This is a genomic window from Streptomyces sp. B1I3 (assembly GCF_030816615.1).
Lineage (GTDB): Bacteria > Actinomycetota > Actinomycetes > Streptomycetales > Streptomycetaceae > Streptomyces.
Genome location: NZ_JAUSYD010000001.1, coordinates 1,073,365 through 1,088,769 on the forward strand (window position 1 = coordinate 1,073,365; position 15,405 = coordinate 1,088,769).

Sequence of the window (15,405 nt, forward strand, 5' to 3'; positions counted from 1 at the left end):
GTGAGTGCGCGGGGGCAGAGTTACCGATATGTCGGACCGGTTGAGCTGAAGGCTGCGGTCCGGCCTGGCAGCGGCGGGTGCCGGATAGGCTCGGCGGCTGACTTCGACGGCTGGATCGCTGGGCGATCGGCGGCAGAACTGACCGAACCGTTCACCTTCGTGGTCGGCATGGATGGTGTCCTTCGGCTGGCGCCGCGGCGGAGCGAGCACGTGGCCTGCGCCGGCGGGGACATGGTTCTGAGTGCCGGCGAGATCGGCTTCGTGCGTGAGGCGGACCGGTGGACCGTGGACGAGGTCAGCAACCAGTCCACCGGTTACTGCCCGGACGTGACCTCCTGGTCGGCAGTCGCCCGTGCTCTGGACCGTGTAGAGCTTGGGCGGCCCTCCGGCTTCACCCACGAGGTGGTGTTCCGGCGGTGCCCTGACTGCCAGGAGCACAACATCGTGCGCGAGGACGACTTCGTCTGCGTCTTCTGCGGCAGCGATCTGCCGGAGAGGTGGAACGTGGATCCCACCGCGTAACGGTCGAGGGTCACAGCCACTCGTTGATGGCAGCGACAAGCACAGTAGCCTCGTAGCGGACCGCGAGCTTGTCGTATCGCGTGGCAACAGCGCGGTGCCTCTTGAGCCGGTTGATCCCGCACTCGACCGCGTGACGTTCGCGGTAGTCGACCGGGTCGAAGTGCGGCGGCCGGCCGCCGCGAGAGCCGAGCTTCTGGCGATTGCGCGCCTGGTCGGCCTTGTCTGGGATGGTGCAGCGGATTCCGCGGCGGCGCAGGTAGGCACGGTTCCTGCGGGAGGCGTACGCCTTGTCCGCCCGCACCCGGTCGGGGCGGACGCGTGGCCGGCCCGGCCCGAGGCGGGGCACGCGGACCTTCTCCAGCACCGGTTCGAACTGCGGCGAGTCCCCGCGCTGCCCTGCCGTGATCACGATCGACATGGGCTTCTGGCCCTGTTCGACGGCCAGGTGCAGCTTGGTGGTGAACCCGCCGCGCGAGCGTCCCAGCCCGTGATCACGTGGCTCGGTGAAGACACCGCCCGGTGGTTCCTTTTGCAGATCGCCCTGCTTGCGGGCCCCGGCCGCATGCTGATGGGCACGGCATACCGTGGAATCGACGCTCAAGTCCCACGTGATCGCCCCCTTCGCGTCGGCCAGGGCCTGGAGCCGGCTGAGGATCCGCTGCCAGGTGCCGTCCCGCTGCCACCGGCGGAACAGGTCGTAGACCCGGCCCCACGGCCCGTACTCGACGGGCACGTCCCGCCACGGCACACCGGTCCGGACCCGGAACCGTATGCCGTCGATCAGCAGCCGCCGGGGCCAGACGGGCGGTCGCCCCGACTTCTTCCCCTTCGGTAACAACGGCTCCAGCACCGCCCACTGCTCGTCCGTGAGATTTCCCCGACCCATGACCTGTGATCATTCACAGCCCAAGATCCACTTTCGACACACGGCCTAGGGGGCACGAGACACGGGTCGCTGTCCCCGGCCTCCTTGGGCCGGGGCGCGGGTAGCGCTCCTCGCACAGGCAGGACCGCGTCGCCGAAAGACCTGACCGGGGCTTTCGGCGACGCGGTCGTGCGTGTGGGCGGCGCGGCTAGACAGCCGGCGGGAAGCGGTCCCAGACCCGGTGCGCGCCGAGCAGCTCGACGGTCTGGTCCAGTACGGCGGTCGCGCTGTCGCCCGTCACCACACCCGGCGCGGAGGCCGGCGCTCCCGCGGCCTCCAGGACTGCCGTGACGTCACCCCATCCACCCAGTGTCTTACCGTGCCGGAAGGCCTCTGCCAGCAGCATCAGGACCCGTGGGTCGGTCGCCGTGGAGGCGGCACCCGCCGTCGCGGCCTTCGCGTCCCGCGCGCCGTACGCGTCCTTCCCGCGGCCGGGCGCGCCCGCCAGCAGGATCGCGTCGAACTCCACCGACCGGGCGGTGGCGAAGGTGCGCTGGACGGTGACGGGGTCCCCGCCCGCGTCGAGCACGCCGCCGGCCGGGGCGACGACCAGGGGAACCATCCCCGCTTCCAGGACCGCCTCGCGCACCGTGCGCACCCCTGCCAGGTCGCCGGTCTCACCGGCGACGATCCCGATGATCCTGCCGTCCCGCGGCCATACCCTGCCCAGCTGGGACAGCGCCGGGCTCGGGTCCGGGGACGCGAGCCGCACCGTGGCTTCGGGGGCGGGGAGGCCGAGGCCTGCGGCTACCTGCTCGCACAGCTCGGGGTCGATGTTGGCGAGCACCTTCAGCGCCCGCTCCTTGACCGCCTGCTCGTAACACTTGCCGAGCTCGAACGTGTAGGCGGCGATGATGTGTTCGCGCTCCACCGCGCTCATGCTGAGCCAGAACAGCCTGGGCTGGCCGAAGTGGTCGGCGAAGGACTCCGGCGCCTCGCGTACCTTGCTCGCCTCCGGCACGGTGACCGGCGTCTCGACGAACGCTCCGGTGTCGGCTCCGGCGAGGAAGGGGCAGCCCGCGTCGAGCGAGTTGGGCCGGTAGGGCGCCACGCCCCGGTGCACCGCCGTCTGGTGCATGCCGTCGCGCAGCATGTCGTTGACGGGGGCGTGGGTGCGGTTGATGGGCAACTGGCCGAAGTTGGGCCCACCCAGCCTGGTGATCTGGGTGTCGAGGTACGAGAAGAGGCGCCCGGCGAGCAGCGGGTCGTCGGTGACGTCGATGCCCGGCACGAGGTGGCCGACGTGGAAGGCGACCTGTTCGGTCTCGGCGAAGTAGTTGGACGGGTTGGCGTTGAGGGTCAGCAGTCCGATCGGCTGCACCGGCGCCAGTTCCTCGGGCACGATCTTCGTCGGGTCCAGCAGGTCAATGCCTTCGAACGTCTGGTCGGGCGTGTCCGGGAACGTCTGGATGCCCAGCTCCCACTGCGGGAACGCGCCGGCCTCGATGGCGTCGGCGAGGTCCCTGCGGTGGAAGTCGGGGTCCACGCCGTTGATGATCTGCGCCTCCTCCCAGACGAGGGAGTGCACACCGAGCTTGGGCTTCCAGTGGAACTTCGCCAGCGTCGTCCCGCCGTCCGCGTCGACCAGGCGGAAGGTGTGGACGCCGAAGCCCTCCATGGTCCGGTACGAGCGGGGGATGCCGCGGTCGGACATGTTCCACAGGGTGTGGTGGGTCGCCTCGGTGTGCAGGGTGACGAAGTCCCAGAAGGTGTCGTGGGCACTCTGTGCCTGCGGGATCTCCCTGTCCGGGTGCGGCTTGCCCGCGTGGATGACGTCGGGGAACTTGATGGCGTCCTGGATGAAGAACACCGGGATGTTGTTGCCGACGAGGTCGAAGACGCCTTCGTCGGTGTAGAACTTCGTCGCGAAGCCGCGGGTGTCCCGCACCGTGTCGGACGAGCCGCGCGATCCGAGCACGGTCGAGAAGCGCGTGAACACGGGTGTCTCGACGCCCTTGGCGAGGAAGGCCGCCTTGCACACGCTCGCGGCGGTGCCGTAACCCTGGAAGACACCGTGCGCAGCGGCGCCCCGGGCGTGGACCACCCGCTCGGGGATGCGCTCGTGGTCGAAGTGGGTGATCTTCTCGCGCAGGTGGTGGTCCTGGATGAGGACCGGTCCCCTGGCACCGGCCTTCAGCGAGTGATCGGTGTCGTACAGCCGGGCGCCCTGGGCCGTGGTCAGGTACTGACCGCTCTGGGCGACGTCCGCCTGGGTGGCGGAGGTGTGCTGCCCGGTGGGGCTCACCGGCTCCGGTCCGCTCTGGTCGGGCTTGGGCGGCAGCGGCTCACGCGGCCGGGTCGGCTCGTCGACCGGCGGGGTCTGCGAGCCGGGTTTCCCGGGGATGCCCTCCTCAGGACCGGTGGTCACTCCCAGTGCGTCGGCCGCCTTCTCCGCGGCGGCCTTCAGAGGGTTCTTGTCGGTCATGACGCTCCAAACGTGGCGGGGTCCGTGTGTCCCTGGTGACCGCGACGACCCGTCAGGACCCGAGGCGAGGGGTGAGGCGGCACGGTCGGTCCGAGGCCTCCCAGTACCCGCATTCCGGACGGCAAATCACCCGGGCGGTCCGGGACGGCAGAGGCCGTGGCGGTGCTGGACGGGAGAGGCCGTCACGCCGTCACCCGACGTACCGGCGCGCGCTCGATCTCCGCTGTTCCCGCTCGAGCAGCATCAGACGGGCTTCGAGTTCGTGCGGTACGGGCCGGCGCTGCCTGAGCACCCAGGGCAGGCCCGCCACCGCGCGGGCGAACGCCCGCACCGACGCCCCGTCCCGGGGCACCGTGCGCAGCAGGTAGGCGGTGCGCCGGACGGCCGGCCCCCACGGGCGCCGCAGCCAGGTGTACCAGAGCGTGTTCCTCAGCCCGGCGATCCGCCGCTCCCTGCTGTCCCGGACCGTGGAGGCCGCGTGGTGGATCAGCAGGTCGGGCACATAGCTGAGCCACCACCCCTGCCGGAGGAGGTCGGTGGCGAGCAGTTCCTCCTCGCCGCCCAGCCACAGCCCCGGGTGGAAGCCGCCGGCCGTACGGAAGGCGTCGGTCCGCATCACGGTCGCGGCTGCGAGGAACGACCCGAGGGCGGGGCCGGGGAGCCAGTCGGGCCCGGTGAGGGGGGAATCCCGCAGCTCGGCGACGACGGGGTCCTCCTCGCCGGACGGCTCGACGACGATACGGGCCGTCACGGCAGCCAGCCTCGGGCGCGTGTCGAGGAGGTCGGCGGCGTGGCGCAGCGAGCCGGGTTCCCACCAGGTGTCGTCGTCGCAGAACGCCACGTAGGGGGTGCCCACCTGACGTACCGCGAGGTTACGGCCGACAGCGCCCAGGTTGCGGCCCGGCCTCAGCAGGGTCATATCGGGGAACAGCCGTGCGACGGCATCCGCTGTGCCGTCGTGCGAGTCGTTGTCCGTCACGATGACGTGGGGCCTTTCCGGGAGCGCCCGCAGCAGCCCCAGGGTGTGCAGGAGTTCGGGGCGACGGTTGCGGGTGATCACCACCACGGTCGTACGGGTGTCTCTCATCGGCCCTTCTCCTCCCGGTCGTGTTCCGTGCGCGCCTGGCGTTCGAGAAGCCGGACCGCGTGTTCGACCCTGGCCGGCAGCCGGCGCCGCTGCCGCAGGGCGGCGGGCAGTCTGACCGCGGCCCCGCGCAGTGCCGTCGCCGCTCCCGGGTCTCCCCGCACCGCGGCGGCGGCGAGTCCCGCGGTGTGCCGCACGGCCACGTGCGCGGGCCGGCGCAGCCAGTCGGTGAGCAGGGCGTTGCGGCGCAGGAGGGCGGAGCGGCCGGGCCGCTCGCCGGGGTCGGGGTGGTGGTGCGCGACGACGGTGGGCTCGTACGCCACGCCCCACCCGGCCGCGGTGAGGTCGTAGGCCAGCAGCGTCTCCTCCGCGCCGAAGAAGAGCAGCGGGTGGTAGCCGCCGGTCTCGAGGTGGGCACGGCGGCGGACGACGCACGCGCAGCCGAGGAAGCCCAGGACGGGGCGGCCGGGCAGGTCGGGTTCCGGTGGCAGCGGCGAGCCGGCCAGCAGGGCGTTGACCGGGTCCTCGTCCTCCTCCGGACCGACCAGGCTGCGGGCCGCGAGCAGCCCGAGGCGGGGGTGCGCGTCGAGGAGGTCGGCCGCGCGCCCGAGGGCGCCGGGTCCCCACCAGGAGTCGTCGTCGCTGAAGGCGACGTAGGGCGTCGACGCGTGACGCGCCGCCAGGTTCCGCCCGAGGGCCCCGGTGTTGTGCCCGGGGCGCAGTACCTCGGCGCCGATGGGGTGGGCGCGCAGGGCCTCGGTCGCCACCGGGTCCGTGCCGTTGTCCACGACGACGACCGGCGGGCGCTCGGGCAGTGCGGCGAGCTGGTCCAGGGTGTGCAGGGCGCTGCGCGGCCGGCCCCGGGTGATCATCGCGACGGTCGTGCGGCCGTCGGCCGGGAGGTGGTGCGGTCCGGTGCCGTCAGACACGTCCGGACGCCTCCGTCGGTTCGTACGCGCCGTGCCGGCCGGCCGCCCCCGGCCGTGCGGACCGTTCCAGGACGGCGGCGAGCACCTCGTCGGTGCCGATGCGGAGCAGCGCGGGGTCGGGGGTACGGCCGTGCGGATCGCCGGGCGGCCCGGGGTGCCACAGGACTCCGTGGGCCGGGCCGTCCGGCGGACCCCAGAGGTGCGGGGGCACCGGGCCGAAGAGGGTCACGGACGGCGTGCCGTGGGCGACGGCCAGGTGCGCAGGTCCGGTGTCGCCGCTGAGCAGGCAGGCGGCCCGGGCGACGAGCGCGGACAGCTCATCGAACGGCAGTCCTCCGGCCAGGACGTGTTCCGGGCCGAGCCCGGCGCCGGAGGCCACCATGGCGGTCAGCGCCTCCTCCCCGGGGCCCCCGGTCAGCACGACCCGGAGGCCGGCCGCCACCAGCCGCCGGACGACGGCGGCGTACCGGCCGGCGGGCCAGCACCGGGCGGGCGCGTCGGCGCCGGGGTGCACGACGACCGCGCCGGGCGCGGGAGAGGGGCGGGTGGGCGGCGGCAACCGCACGTCGTCCGGGTCGGCGCCGATGCCGTACGCCCGCAGGAAGCGGCACCAGCGCTCCCGCTCGTGCTCGTCCCGGCGCCACCGGGGCGGGTCGGGGACGGACGGGTCCGGACGGGCGTACGACAACAGCCGGCGCGGTCGGAGTGCGGCCAGCGCTTCGTGGCTCTCGGGCCCGTTGCCGTGCAGATCGATCGCGAGGTCCGGCGGCTCCCCCGTCCAGCCCGTGAGGACGGGCACACCGCGTCCGGGCGCAGCCGCCGGGAGGACGGTGTCGACGGTGCCCGTGGCGAGCGCGGCGTCACGCAGGCCCCCCGGGATCGCGAGGACGGTCTCGTGCCCCGGGAAGGCGCGGCGTACCCCGCGCAGGGCCGGTACGCCCGCGAGCAGGTCGCCCAGGCCCAGGGCGCGCAGGACGAGGACACGGGGGCGCGGCGGGGTGTGCGGTCGGGCCATGGCTGTCATCTCCGGGCGCTGCGGGGCCGGGTGGCGGGGCGGGGAGCCGGGCCGCGGGCCGCCCGTTCGGCGAGCGCGGTGGTCGAGCGGCCGTCGAGGTAGGGCAGGAGGACGACCTGCCCGCCCCAGCTCCGCACCAGCCTCGCCTCGGGGAGCTCCGTCAGGGCGTAGTCGCCGCCCTTGGCCCAGATGTGCGGACGCAGCTCGCCCAGCAGCCGTTCGGGGGTGTCCTCCTCGAACACGGCGACCGCGTCGACGCATTCGAGCGCCAGGAGCACCCTGACACGGTCGGTGACCGGGACGAGGGGGCGCGTCCCGCCCTTGCGCCGCCGCACCGAGGCGTCGGAGTTGACGCAGACGATGAGGCAGTCACCGGTACGCCGGGCCGCCTGGAGCAGGGCGACATGGCCCGCGTGCAGCAGGTCGAAGCAGCCGCCCGCCGCGACGACGGTGCCTCCCTCCTCGCGTACCCGGACGGCCAGCCGTGCCGCGTCCGGTGCGCAGGGGTCCGTCTCCACGTCGTCCCCGGCCGTGTCCTGCGGTGCGGTGGTGACGGGTCCGACGGCCAGGGCACGGGCTCCGCCGTCCGCCACGTACTGGGTGGCGGCGCGCACCGCGCCCTGGACGGCCGTCTCCGGGAGCGCGTCGTCGGCCAGCAGCCCGGCCGCGGTCACCGCGAACCGGTCGCCGGCGCCGCACGCGTCGCCGTCCGCCGTCCAGGGGGCGGGGACCAGCAGTGGCTCCTCGCCGTGGGACAGCAGCGCCCCGCGGTCTCCCAGGGTGACGGCGACGGAGGTGACACCCCAGGCCGCGATGAGCCGGCGGGCGTCCGCGGCGGAGCGGTGCAGCTCGGCCTGCGGGCCCTGCGGCGGCGGTTCACACGCTCCGTCGTGACCCGCACGGGTGGGTGCCCGGGCCGCGTCCCGGGTGGCGAACCCACGGGCCTCCGCCGCCGAGGGGGTGGCGAGCCGGACTCCCTTCACCGGCGGCCCGCCTCTCGGGTGGGGGTCCCAGACGACGGGCACCCTGGCGGCGGCCCGGGTGAGCGCGTCACGGAGGACGTCGGCGGCGCCGCGGCCGTAGTCGGCGACGAGAACGGCCCTGGCCCCCTCGACGGCGGCGCGCGCCTGGTCGGTCGCCGAGGCCGCGCGGCCGTCGCCGTCGTCCAGTCTGAGCAGGGGCACGCCCCGGGCCATGATCCGCGTCTTGCAGGGGAGTTCGCCCGTGAGCGGAAGCTCGATCAGCCGGACGCGGCCCTGCAGCAGCCGCCGCAGCGTCCGGCTGGCCTCGTCGTCGCCCAGCGCCGTGACGAGGGTGACCTCACGGCCGTCCGCCGCCCCGAGGCACGCGGCGAGTGCCGCGCCACCGGGCCGGGTGGTGCGGCGTGCGCCGTTCACCACCGGTACGGGGGCGTCGGGAGCCAGCCGGTCGGCGTGGCCGGACAGGTCGTGGTCGAGCAGGGCGTCCCCGACGACGAGAAGGGGCGTGGGGCCGTTCATACGATGCCCTCCCCGACCGGTGCCGGGGCCGGGGCGGGCCGGTGGCCGGCCCCGGTGGCGTGGTCGTCGACGGCCTGGTCGAACGCCTCGCAGATCATGTGCACCGCCACCAGGTGGAGTTCCTGGACCGTGGCGGAGACCGGTGCGTCGACGCACAGGGCTTCGTCGCAGGCCGCTTCGAGGGGGTTGGGGGCGGGCCCTGTGAGGGCCCAGACCGTCATGCCGATGCGGTGCGCCTGGGTCGCCGCCGCCAGCAGGTTGGCGCTCGCGCCGCTGGTCGACAGCAGCATGAGGACGTCCCCCGCCCTGCCGTGGGCGCAGGTCTGACGGGCGAACACCTCCTGGACGCCGTAGTCGTTGGCGATGGCGGTCGTGGACGAGGTGTCGGCGTGCAGGGCGAGCGCGGAGAACGGCGGCCGGTCCTCGCGGTAGCGGCCCACCAGCTCGGCGGTCAGGTGCTGGGCCTGGGCGGCGCTGCCGCCGTTGCCGGCGACGAGGAGCCTGGCCCCGCCGCCGAGGCGCCGTGCGAGCTCGGCGCCCCAGCGGTGGACGACGGGACACGACTCACGGAACGCGGCGAGGGCGTCCATCAGATCGTCGCAGTGCTGGCCATCAGGGGTCACGTTCATCGGACTGCTCCCGAGAGTGAGGGGGCGGCTCGTACGGCGCTGTAGACGCGGGCGACACCGTCGGTGACCCGGTCCCAGGTGTAGTGGGTGAGGACTCGTTCGCGGCCGGCGGCACCGAGACGTTCCAGCCGTTCAGGGTCGTCGATCAGACCTCTGATGACGCCCGCGAGAGCGTGGCTGTCGTCGTCGGGCGGGACGAGGGCGCCCGTGACGCCGTCGACCACGGTGTCGAGGTGACCGCCGACCGCCGTGGCCAGGACCGGGGTGCGGCAGGCCATGGCCTCGATGGGCACGATGCCGAACGGTTCGTAGTCGGGGAGGGACAGCACCAGGTCCGCACCGGACATCAGGCGGGGCATCTGGGTGTGGGGCACCGCACCCAGCAGCGTGACGCGGTCCTGGACGCCGTACTCCTCGGCCACCTTCCGCAGGCGTTCGGCCTCCGGTTCGGCGAACAGCAGCGCGGCCTCGGGCCCGCCGGCGACGAGGAGTTCCGCGTCGGGCACCTCGGCGAGCGCCCGGACGGCACGGTCGAACCCCTTGCGCCGTACGAGCCGGCCGACGGCCAGCAGACGCCGGGGGCCGGACGCGGGGCGGCGGGCGTCCTCGATCGGCGAGAAGTGGACGGGGTCGACTCCGCACGGCACGACCGAGATCCGCTCGCGCGGCACACCCATGGCAGCCAGCTCGGCGACCTCGTCGGCGCAGGTCGCCAGGACCCGCCTGCACTCCTGCCCGATCGCCGCCTCCACGGCCAGGCGCTGGGGCGGGCTGGTGTCCTCGGCACCCTGGTGGCGCCTCTTCACCGTGCCGAGGGCGTGGTAGGTCTGGACGACCGGGACACCGAGGCCGCGGACCCCTGCGAGCGCCGCCGTACCGGACATCCAGAAGTGCGCGTGCACGACGTCCGGCGGTCCTGACCGCCAGCGGCGTGCGAGGAAGGCCCCGAACTCCGGCATGTGGGCGAGGAGTTCGTCCTTGGGCACCGGGGCGGGTGGCCCGGCGGGCACGTGCGCGACCTGGTAGCCGCCCGGCGTGGTGACCTGCCCCGGCAGGGCCGGGTCGTCGCGGCGCGTGTAGACGGTGACCGCGTGACCGCGCCGGGCGAGGTGTTCGGCGAGTTGGGCCACGTAGACGTTCTGCCCGCCCGCGTCCGGCCCGCCGAGCTCGGCCAGGGGGCTGGCGTGCTCGGAGACCAGGGCGACGCGGACGGGGGCTGGAGTGGCGTTCCTCATCGCGTGACCTCTTTCATCAGGTGTTCCCAGTCGTCCAGGAAGCGCTGCACCCCGTAGCGGGCGAGTGCGGCGGCCCTGGCCCCCTCCCCCACGCGCCTGGCGTGACCGTGGTCGGCGAGGAAGGCGCGGACGGCCTCCTCCAGGACGTCGGGGCGGTTGGAGACGACTCCGGCGCCGTCCGGCACCGCTTCGCGGACCTCCGTGGTGTCCAGCGCCACGACCGGCATGCCGAGGAACATCGCCTCCAGGAGCGACAGGCCGAGCGATGTCCAGCGCACGGGGTGGAGGTAGAGCCTGCGGCGGGCCATCGCCGGATGGAGTTCGCTCTGCGGCAGGTCCCAGGTGCGGCAGCGGTCGGCAGGCAGACCGAGATGTGCGGCGAGTCCCTCGGTGCGCATGCCGAAGACGTCCAGCGGCGCGGCGCGGGAGAAGGCGGGCAGCAGGTCGGTCCCGGTGGTGCGGCCACGCCGTACCGGCTCATTCACCACCACGGCGGCCCTCGGCTCCTCGCCGGTCCACAGTCCGCCCGGGTCGATGATGCCGTGCTCGATGACCGTGGCCGGGGCCCGGCCGGTGTCCCACATCAGCCGGTTGAAGTGCGTGACGTGGACGACGGGGATGTCGTCCCGTCCGGCCAGCGGGTGCCGGGTGTCCACCGCTGTTCCGTCCGGGCTGTTGTGCTCGACGTACACGGCCGGGACGTCCGTGCCCGGCCGCCGGCCCGTCCAGGCGTGGGCCAGTCCGATCTCGTGGGGCCGCTGGAGGACCATCAGGTCGATGTCGCTCTCCCGGAGAGCGCCGGGACTCACCTCCCGCACCCGGTCAGGCCACTGCCAGGTGCGGGCCCGCCCGAGACCGTCGGGTCCGCGGTCCGGTGTGACGGGCACGAGGCAGGTGTGCGGTCCCTGGACGAACGACGTGATCCAGGAACCGTGGACGTGCCAGATGAGGATGTTCATGCGGTCACCTCGATGAGCTCGCGGACGGCCCGCACCACGCGCTGGGGCGTGACCTCGTCCAGGCACGGATGTCCGGGGACGGGGCAGTGCCGGGCGCGGCTGCCGGCACACTTCGCGGACTGGTCGCCGAGCAGGACGGACGGCACCCCGAAGGGCCCCCAGCGTTCCGCGGGCACCACCGGGGCGAACAGGGAGACGACGGGTGTGCCCACCGCGGCGGCCAGGTGGGCGGGGCCGGTGTTGCCGCTGACGAGGGCGTCGGCGCCGCGCAGGACGCCGGCCAGGGTGCGGGGTTCCGTCCGGCCGCCGAGGTCCAGTCCGGCCGTGCCGCTCACCCTCCGGGTCAGCGCCGTCTCGTCCGGTCCGCCGGTGACCACCACGCGGTGTCCGGCATCGGCGAGCCGCTGCACTGTCTCGGCGCAGCGCTCCGGACTCCAGGCACGCGCCGGGGCACTGGCTCCCGGATGGACGACGACGTAGGGGCCGTTGCCGGTGAGGGCGGCGGTGTCGGGAGCGGGCAGCACCCGGAGCCTGCCGTCGTCCCCCCGGGCCGGCGCGAAGCCCATGGCGACGGCGGTGTCCAGCGCGGCCTCCGCCTCGTGGCGGCCGGGGAGCCTCCGGTGCCTGACGTCGAGCAGGGTCCCCGGGTGGTCGGCGCTGTCCGCCCCGATCCGGCCCACTCCGGCCATCCTGAGCAGCAGCGCGGTGGGCAGGGGGCTCTGGTGGAAGGAGGTCAGGACGAGCCCGGTGTCGTACGCGCCGTCCCTCAGCCGCCGGGTCACCGTCTCGATTCCGGCCTCCTCGACCGTCGGCGGCCGTACCCCCTCCCAGGGGGCCTCCCAGACGAGTACGTCGTCGACGCCCGGCAGCAGCCGGGCGGCGGGTTCGCCCCGCGGCCCGCACAGCAGGGTGACGTGGGTGGCGTTCGCGGCGACCGCGCGGACGGCGGGTCCCGCGAGGAGTACGTCGCCGAAGCTGTCCAGCCGGGTGACCAGAACCCTCATGCGCGGGCCTCCTGACGGTCGAGGACCATGCGCACGGCGGTCAGCACGTCCGGTGCGGTCCACCGTTCGACCGCCACCTCGGCGGGCAGGGTCACCGCGTTGGGGACCAGGACGCCTCGGGCCCCCGCCGCCCGTGCCGCGAGGACGTCGGCCCGGATGTCACCGATCACCACGCACTCCGCCGGCGGTACGCCCAGCCTGCGGGCGGCCTCCAGGACGAGCCCCGGCCGCGGTTTGCGGCAGGTGCAGCCGGCGTCGGGGCTGTGCGGGCAGAACACCCAGGTTCCGAGGGTGCCGAGCAGGGCGTCGGCCCGTGCGTTGACCCGCAGCACCTCGTCCTCGCGGAGCAGTCCCCGGCCGATGCCCGACTGGTTGCTGACCACTCCCGTGGGGATGCCCGCGGAACGCAGGAGGTCCACCGCTTCGCGCGCCCCCGGCAGGAGCCGGACCAGCTCGGGGTCGCCGTTGTAGGGGACGTCCTCGACGAGGGTGCCGTCGCGGTCGAAGAGGACCGCGGACACCCGGCCGTACGGTGGCGCGCCGGGGGTCACGGGGCGCCTCCCGGTGACCGGACGTTACGGTGCCTGACCAGGCCCGTGAGCCAGTGGCGGACCGCGAGCGGCGGAATGGCGGCGCTGGTCACGGTCATCGTGAGGATCTCGTGCCGGGTCCGGGGCCCGGGGATGATGCGCGCGGCGGCGAACTCGGCCGTGCCCAGGGCCCACAGCGTGCCGGCGACGGCCGCCGCGCGGTGCCGGCCGGCCGCCGCGCAGACGGTGGCCAGGCAGGCCAGCCCGGTGACGGCGAGGTGGGCGGGGAGCCGGCCCCGGGGGGCGTGGGCCCGTATCCACCAGTCGGCGCCGTGCAGACGGTTCATCAGGACGTCGTCGGCGTTGCCGCGCTGCGCCCGCAGGGACACCCAGCGGTCCGCAGGGCGGACGGGGTGACGGGTGACACGGCCGCCCGTGCGGAGGGTCCAGCCGGCGTCCATCATGCGCAGTGCGAGGTCGGCGTCCTCCCGGAAGGCGCGGCGGAAGCGTTCGTCGAAGCCGCCCACCTCCTTGAGCGCGACCGCGCGGTAGGCCATGTCGGCCGTGGCCCAGGCCGCCTGCTCCAGGCCCGCCGTCCCCCTCTCCCAGTCCGTCGGCCTGCGGTCCTCGGGGAGGGGGACCGTGAGCCGCCCCTGGACACCGCCGGTGCGGCCGTCCGCCGCCACGAGGTCGTCGGCGAGCCGGTCGGCCCAGTCGGGGAGGACCTGGACGTCGTCGTCGAGGAAGACCACCCAGGGCGCGGTGACGGCCCGCAGGCCGGCGTTGCGGGCGGCGGCCGGGCCCCGGCCGCCGGTGGCCAGGGTGCGGACGCGGTCGCAGAGTTCGCCGGCCGCCTCGACGGGCAGGATGTCCTGCGGCGCGGGGCGGTCGTCGACGACGACCACCTCGGCCGGCCTGGGTCCGGAGGCGGACGCCAGCGCCCGCAGGCAGTCGGTGAGGCAGGCCCGGCCGATGGTGGGGACGACCACCGCGTACTCCGGGGCGTTCATGCGTACGCCTTCGCTCGCCGTACCGCGAACGGTCCGAGGGCCAGGAGGTCGACGGGCGCCGAGCCGAAGCACTCCAGCGCGTCCCGGGGGTCGTCGACCATCGGCCGGCCTGCCGTGTTCAGGCTGGTGTTCACGACGACGGGCAGCCCGGTGCGCCGTTCGAAGGCGCCGAGCATGCGGGCCACGAGAGGTTCGGAGACGGGGTCCACCGTCTGGATCCGGGCGGTGCCGTCGACGTGGACGACAGCCGGGATGCGGGCGCGCCATTCCTCGGCGACCTCGTGGACGAAGAGCATGTACGGGCTGGGAATCGGGCCGTCGAAGAGTTCCGCCGCCCGCTCGGCGAGCACCATGGGTGCGACCGGGCGGAACTCCTCGCGCCCCTTGACGGCGTTCAGCCGCTCCAGGTTCTCGGCCCGACCGGGGTGCGCGAGCAGCGAGCGGTGGCCGAGGGCGCGGGGGCCGAATTCGGACCGCCCCTGGAACCAGGCCACGACACCGTCGCGGCTCAGTTCCTCGGCGACGGTCTCGGCGATGTCGTCGGGCTCCTCGTACGGCACGGCCGCCCGTTCCAGCCAGCCGCGCAGTTCCTCGTCGCTCCAGCCCCGCCCGAGTGCCGCGGTCGGCATGGCCGCCACGGGCTCCTTCTCGCCGGCGACGTGCAGGGCGGCGCCGAGTGCCGTCCCCGCGTCGCCGGCGGCCGGCTGCACCCAGATCTGCCGGAACGGGCTCTCCCGGTACAGGCGGGTGTTGGCCACGCAGTTGAGAGCCACTCCGCCGGCGAGTGTGAGCACGTCCTCGCCCGTGCGGCCGTGCAGCCACCGCGCCAGGTCGAGCATGACGTCCTCCAGGCACTCCTGGGCACTCGCGGCCACGTCGGCGTGCTCCTGGGACCAGGGGGCTCCGGGCTCCCTCCCCGGTACGAGCGAGGCCCAGGGGACCGGGCGGGCCCGGAAGCCGCCGTCCCCGTCCGCGTGCACGAACTCCCGCAGCCGGTCCTTGAAGCGGGGCTTGCCGTAGGAGGCGAGCGCCATGACCTTGAACTCGTCGCTGCTGCGCAGGAACCCCAGGTGCTGGGTGAGGTCCTCGTAGAACAGTCCTACGGAGTCCGGAAGTTCCTGGGACGCCAGGACGGTCAGCTCCCGGTTCACATAGCGGCCCGCGAGGTGTGAACCGCATTCGCCCCGGCCGTCGAGCACGAGGACCGCGCAGTCGGGGTGCGGTGACGCCTGTCCGGCCGAGGCCGCGTGCGCCACGTGGTGTGCCACGAAGCGGACCTTGCCGGGGTCGAGCCCGGGCAGCGCCTCGGCGAGGAACTCCGGGGCGCGCCGCGCGTACTCCTGGCGGAGGTGGTCCCACGGGTCGTGGAGCCCCATCTGCTCGGCCGGACGGGAGAGGTGCGCGTCGTAGGAGTAGGCGACCGCGTCGAGGTCGGCCGGGGTCAGCCCGGCCTGTTCCAGGCACCAGCGGGCGCTGAGTTCGGGCAGTTCCCAGGCGGAGAACGGGAGCGGGCGCTTGCCGTGCTTACGCCGGCTGAAGCGCTCCTCCTCCGCCGCGGCGACGATCCTGCCGTCCACGACGAGGGCGGCGGCGGGGTCGTGGAAGAGTGCGTTGATACCGAGGACGCGCATGGGGGCCT

Annotated in this window: 14 protein-coding genes; 1 reads left to right on the forward strand and 13 read right to left on the reverse strand. The window is 74.2% G+C overall.

Annotated features, from left to right (window positions below):
- Complete coding sequence (locus QFZ58_RS05110) at positions 1 to 522, forward strand: hypothetical protein (protein WP_307123694.1); 522 nt, start codon at positions 1 to 3, stop codon at positions 520 to 522.
- A gap of 10 nt (positions 523 to 532) precedes the next feature.
- Here the strand turns inward: QFZ58_RS05110 and QFZ58_RS05115 are convergent, their stop codons facing one another.
- The 13 genes from QFZ58_RS05115 to QFZ58_RS05175 form a co-directional block, all read right to left on the reverse strand.
- Complete coding sequence (locus QFZ58_RS05115; RefSeq protein WP_307123695.1) at positions 533 to 1,408, reverse strand: IS5 family transposase; 876 nt, start codon at positions 1,406 to 1,408, stop codon at positions 533 to 535.
- Positions 1,409 to 1,595: 187 nt separating this feature from the next.
- A complete protein-coding gene (locus QFZ58_RS05120; protein ID WP_307123696.1) occupies positions 1,596 to 3,872 on the reverse strand; it encodes a catalase in 2,277 nt (758 codons plus the stop codon).
- Positions 3,873 to 4,062: 190 nt separating this feature from the next.
- Positions 4,063 to 4,959: a glycosyltransferase family 2 protein gene (locus QFZ58_RS05125; RefSeq protein WP_307123697.1), complete on the reverse strand. Its 897-nt coding sequence runs from the start codon at positions 4,957 to 4,959 to the stop codon at positions 4,063 to 4,065.
- The gene (locus tag QFZ58_RS05130; protein ID WP_307128775.1) at positions 4,956 to 5,828 is read right to left on the reverse strand and encodes a glycosyltransferase family 2 protein; all 873 of its coding nucleotides are present in this window, start codon (positions 5,826 to 5,828) and stop codon (positions 4,956 to 4,958) included. The genes QFZ58_RS05125 and QFZ58_RS05130 overlap by 4 nt, the downstream gene beginning before the upstream one ends.
- A 49-nt stretch (positions 5,829 to 5,877) precedes the next feature.
- Positions 5,878 to 6,900, reverse strand: coding sequence for a glycosyltransferase family 9 protein (locus QFZ58_RS05135; RefSeq protein WP_307123698.1), 1,023 nt, complete (start codon positions 6,898 to 6,900; stop codon positions 5,878 to 5,880).
- Between the two features lie 5 nt (positions 6,901 to 6,905).
- Entirely contained in the window at positions 6,906 to 8,399 is a 1,494-nt protein-coding gene (gene rfaE2 / locus QFZ58_RS05140) for a D-glycero-beta-D-manno-heptose 1-phosphate adenylyltransferase (RefSeq protein WP_307123699.1), read from the reverse strand.
- Positions 8,396 to 9,028: an SIS domain-containing protein gene (locus tag QFZ58_RS05145; protein WP_307123700.1), complete on the reverse strand. Its 633-nt coding sequence runs from the start codon at positions 9,026 to 9,028 to the stop codon at positions 8,396 to 8,398. The genes rfaE2 and QFZ58_RS05145 overlap by 4 nt, the downstream gene beginning before the upstream one ends.
- Entirely contained in the window at positions 9,025 to 10,263 is a 1,239-nt protein-coding gene (locus tag QFZ58_RS05150) for a glycosyltransferase (RefSeq protein WP_307123701.1), read from the reverse strand. Before QFZ58_RS05150 ends, QFZ58_RS05145 begins: the two co-directional genes overlap by 4 nt.
- Entirely contained in the window at positions 10,260 to 11,222 is a 963-nt protein-coding gene (locus tag QFZ58_RS05155; protein WP_307123702.1) for a glycosyltransferase, read from the reverse strand. Before QFZ58_RS05155 ends, QFZ58_RS05150 begins: the two co-directional genes overlap by 4 nt.
- Positions 11,219 to 12,226 carry a glycosyltransferase family 9 protein gene (locus tag QFZ58_RS05160; protein WP_307123703.1) on the reverse strand — a complete coding sequence of 336 codons (1,008 nt, stop codon included), beginning with the start codon at positions 12,224 to 12,226 and terminating at the stop codon, positions 11,219 to 11,221. Before QFZ58_RS05160 ends, QFZ58_RS05155 begins: the two co-directional genes overlap by 4 nt.
- Entirely contained in the window at positions 12,223 to 12,777 is a 555-nt protein-coding gene (locus tag QFZ58_RS05165; RefSeq protein ID WP_307123704.1) for an HAD-IIIA family hydrolase, read from the reverse strand. The genes QFZ58_RS05160 and QFZ58_RS05165 overlap by 4 nt, the downstream gene beginning before the upstream one ends.
- Entirely contained in the window at positions 12,774 to 13,766 is a 993-nt protein-coding gene (locus QFZ58_RS05170; protein WP_307123705.1) for a glycosyltransferase family 2 protein, read from the reverse strand. Before QFZ58_RS05170 ends, QFZ58_RS05165 begins: the two co-directional genes overlap by 4 nt.
- Positions 13,763 to 15,397, reverse strand: coding sequence for a carbamoyltransferase C-terminal domain-containing protein (locus QFZ58_RS05175; protein ID WP_307123706.1), 1,635 nt, complete (start codon positions 15,395 to 15,397; stop codon positions 13,763 to 13,765). The genes QFZ58_RS05170 and QFZ58_RS05175 overlap by 4 nt, the downstream gene beginning before the upstream one ends.
- Between the last annotated feature and the right edge of the window lie 8 nt (positions 15,398 to 15,405).

Excerpts from the sequence above, each read along its gene's own strand:
- QFZ58_RS05115 (WP_307123695.1), bottom strand. The coding sequence starts at position 1,408 with ATGGGTCGGGGAAATCTCACGGACGAGCAGTGGGCGGTGCTGGAGCCG.
- QFZ58_RS05120 (WP_307123696.1), bottom strand. The coding sequence starts at position 3,872 with ATGACCGACAAGAACCCTCTGAAGGCCGCCGCGGAGAAGGCGGCCGAC.
- QFZ58_RS05125 (WP_307123697.1), bottom strand. The coding sequence starts at position 4,959 with ATGAGAGACACCCGTACGACCGTGGTGGTGATCACCCGCAACCGTCGC.
- QFZ58_RS05130 (WP_307128775.1), bottom strand. The coding sequence starts at position 5,828 with ATGATCACCCGGGGCCGGCCGCGCAGCGCCCTGCACACCCTGGACCAG.
- QFZ58_RS05135 (WP_307123698.1), bottom strand. The coding sequence starts at position 6,900 with ATGGCCCGACCGCACACCCCGCCGCGCCCCCGTGTCCTCGTCCTGCGC.
- rfaE2 (WP_307123699.1), bottom strand. The coding sequence starts at position 8,399 with ATGAACGGCCCCACGCCCCTTCTCGTCGTCGGGGACGCCCTGCTCGAC.
- QFZ58_RS05145 (WP_307123700.1), bottom strand. The coding sequence starts at position 9,028 with ATGAACGTGACCCCTGATGGCCAGCACTGCGACGATCTGATGGACGCC.
- QFZ58_RS05150 (WP_307123701.1), bottom strand. The coding sequence starts at position 10,263 with ATGAGGAACGCCACTCCAGCCCCCGTCCGCGTCGCCCTGGTCTCCGAG.
- QFZ58_RS05155 (WP_307123702.1), bottom strand. The coding sequence starts at position 11,222 with ATGAACATCCTCATCTGGCACGTCCACGGTTCCTGGATCACGTCGTTC.
- QFZ58_RS05160 (WP_307123703.1), bottom strand. The coding sequence starts at position 12,226 with ATGAGGGTTCTGGTCACCCGGCTGGACAGCTTCGGCGACGTACTCCTC.
- QFZ58_RS05170 (WP_307123705.1), bottom strand. The coding sequence starts at position 13,766 with ATGAACGCCCCGGAGTACGCGGTGGTCGTCCCCACCATCGGCCGGGCC.
- QFZ58_RS05175 (WP_307123706.1), bottom strand. The coding sequence starts at position 15,397 with ATGCGCGTCCTCGGTATCAACGCACTCTTCCACGACCCCGCCGCCGCC.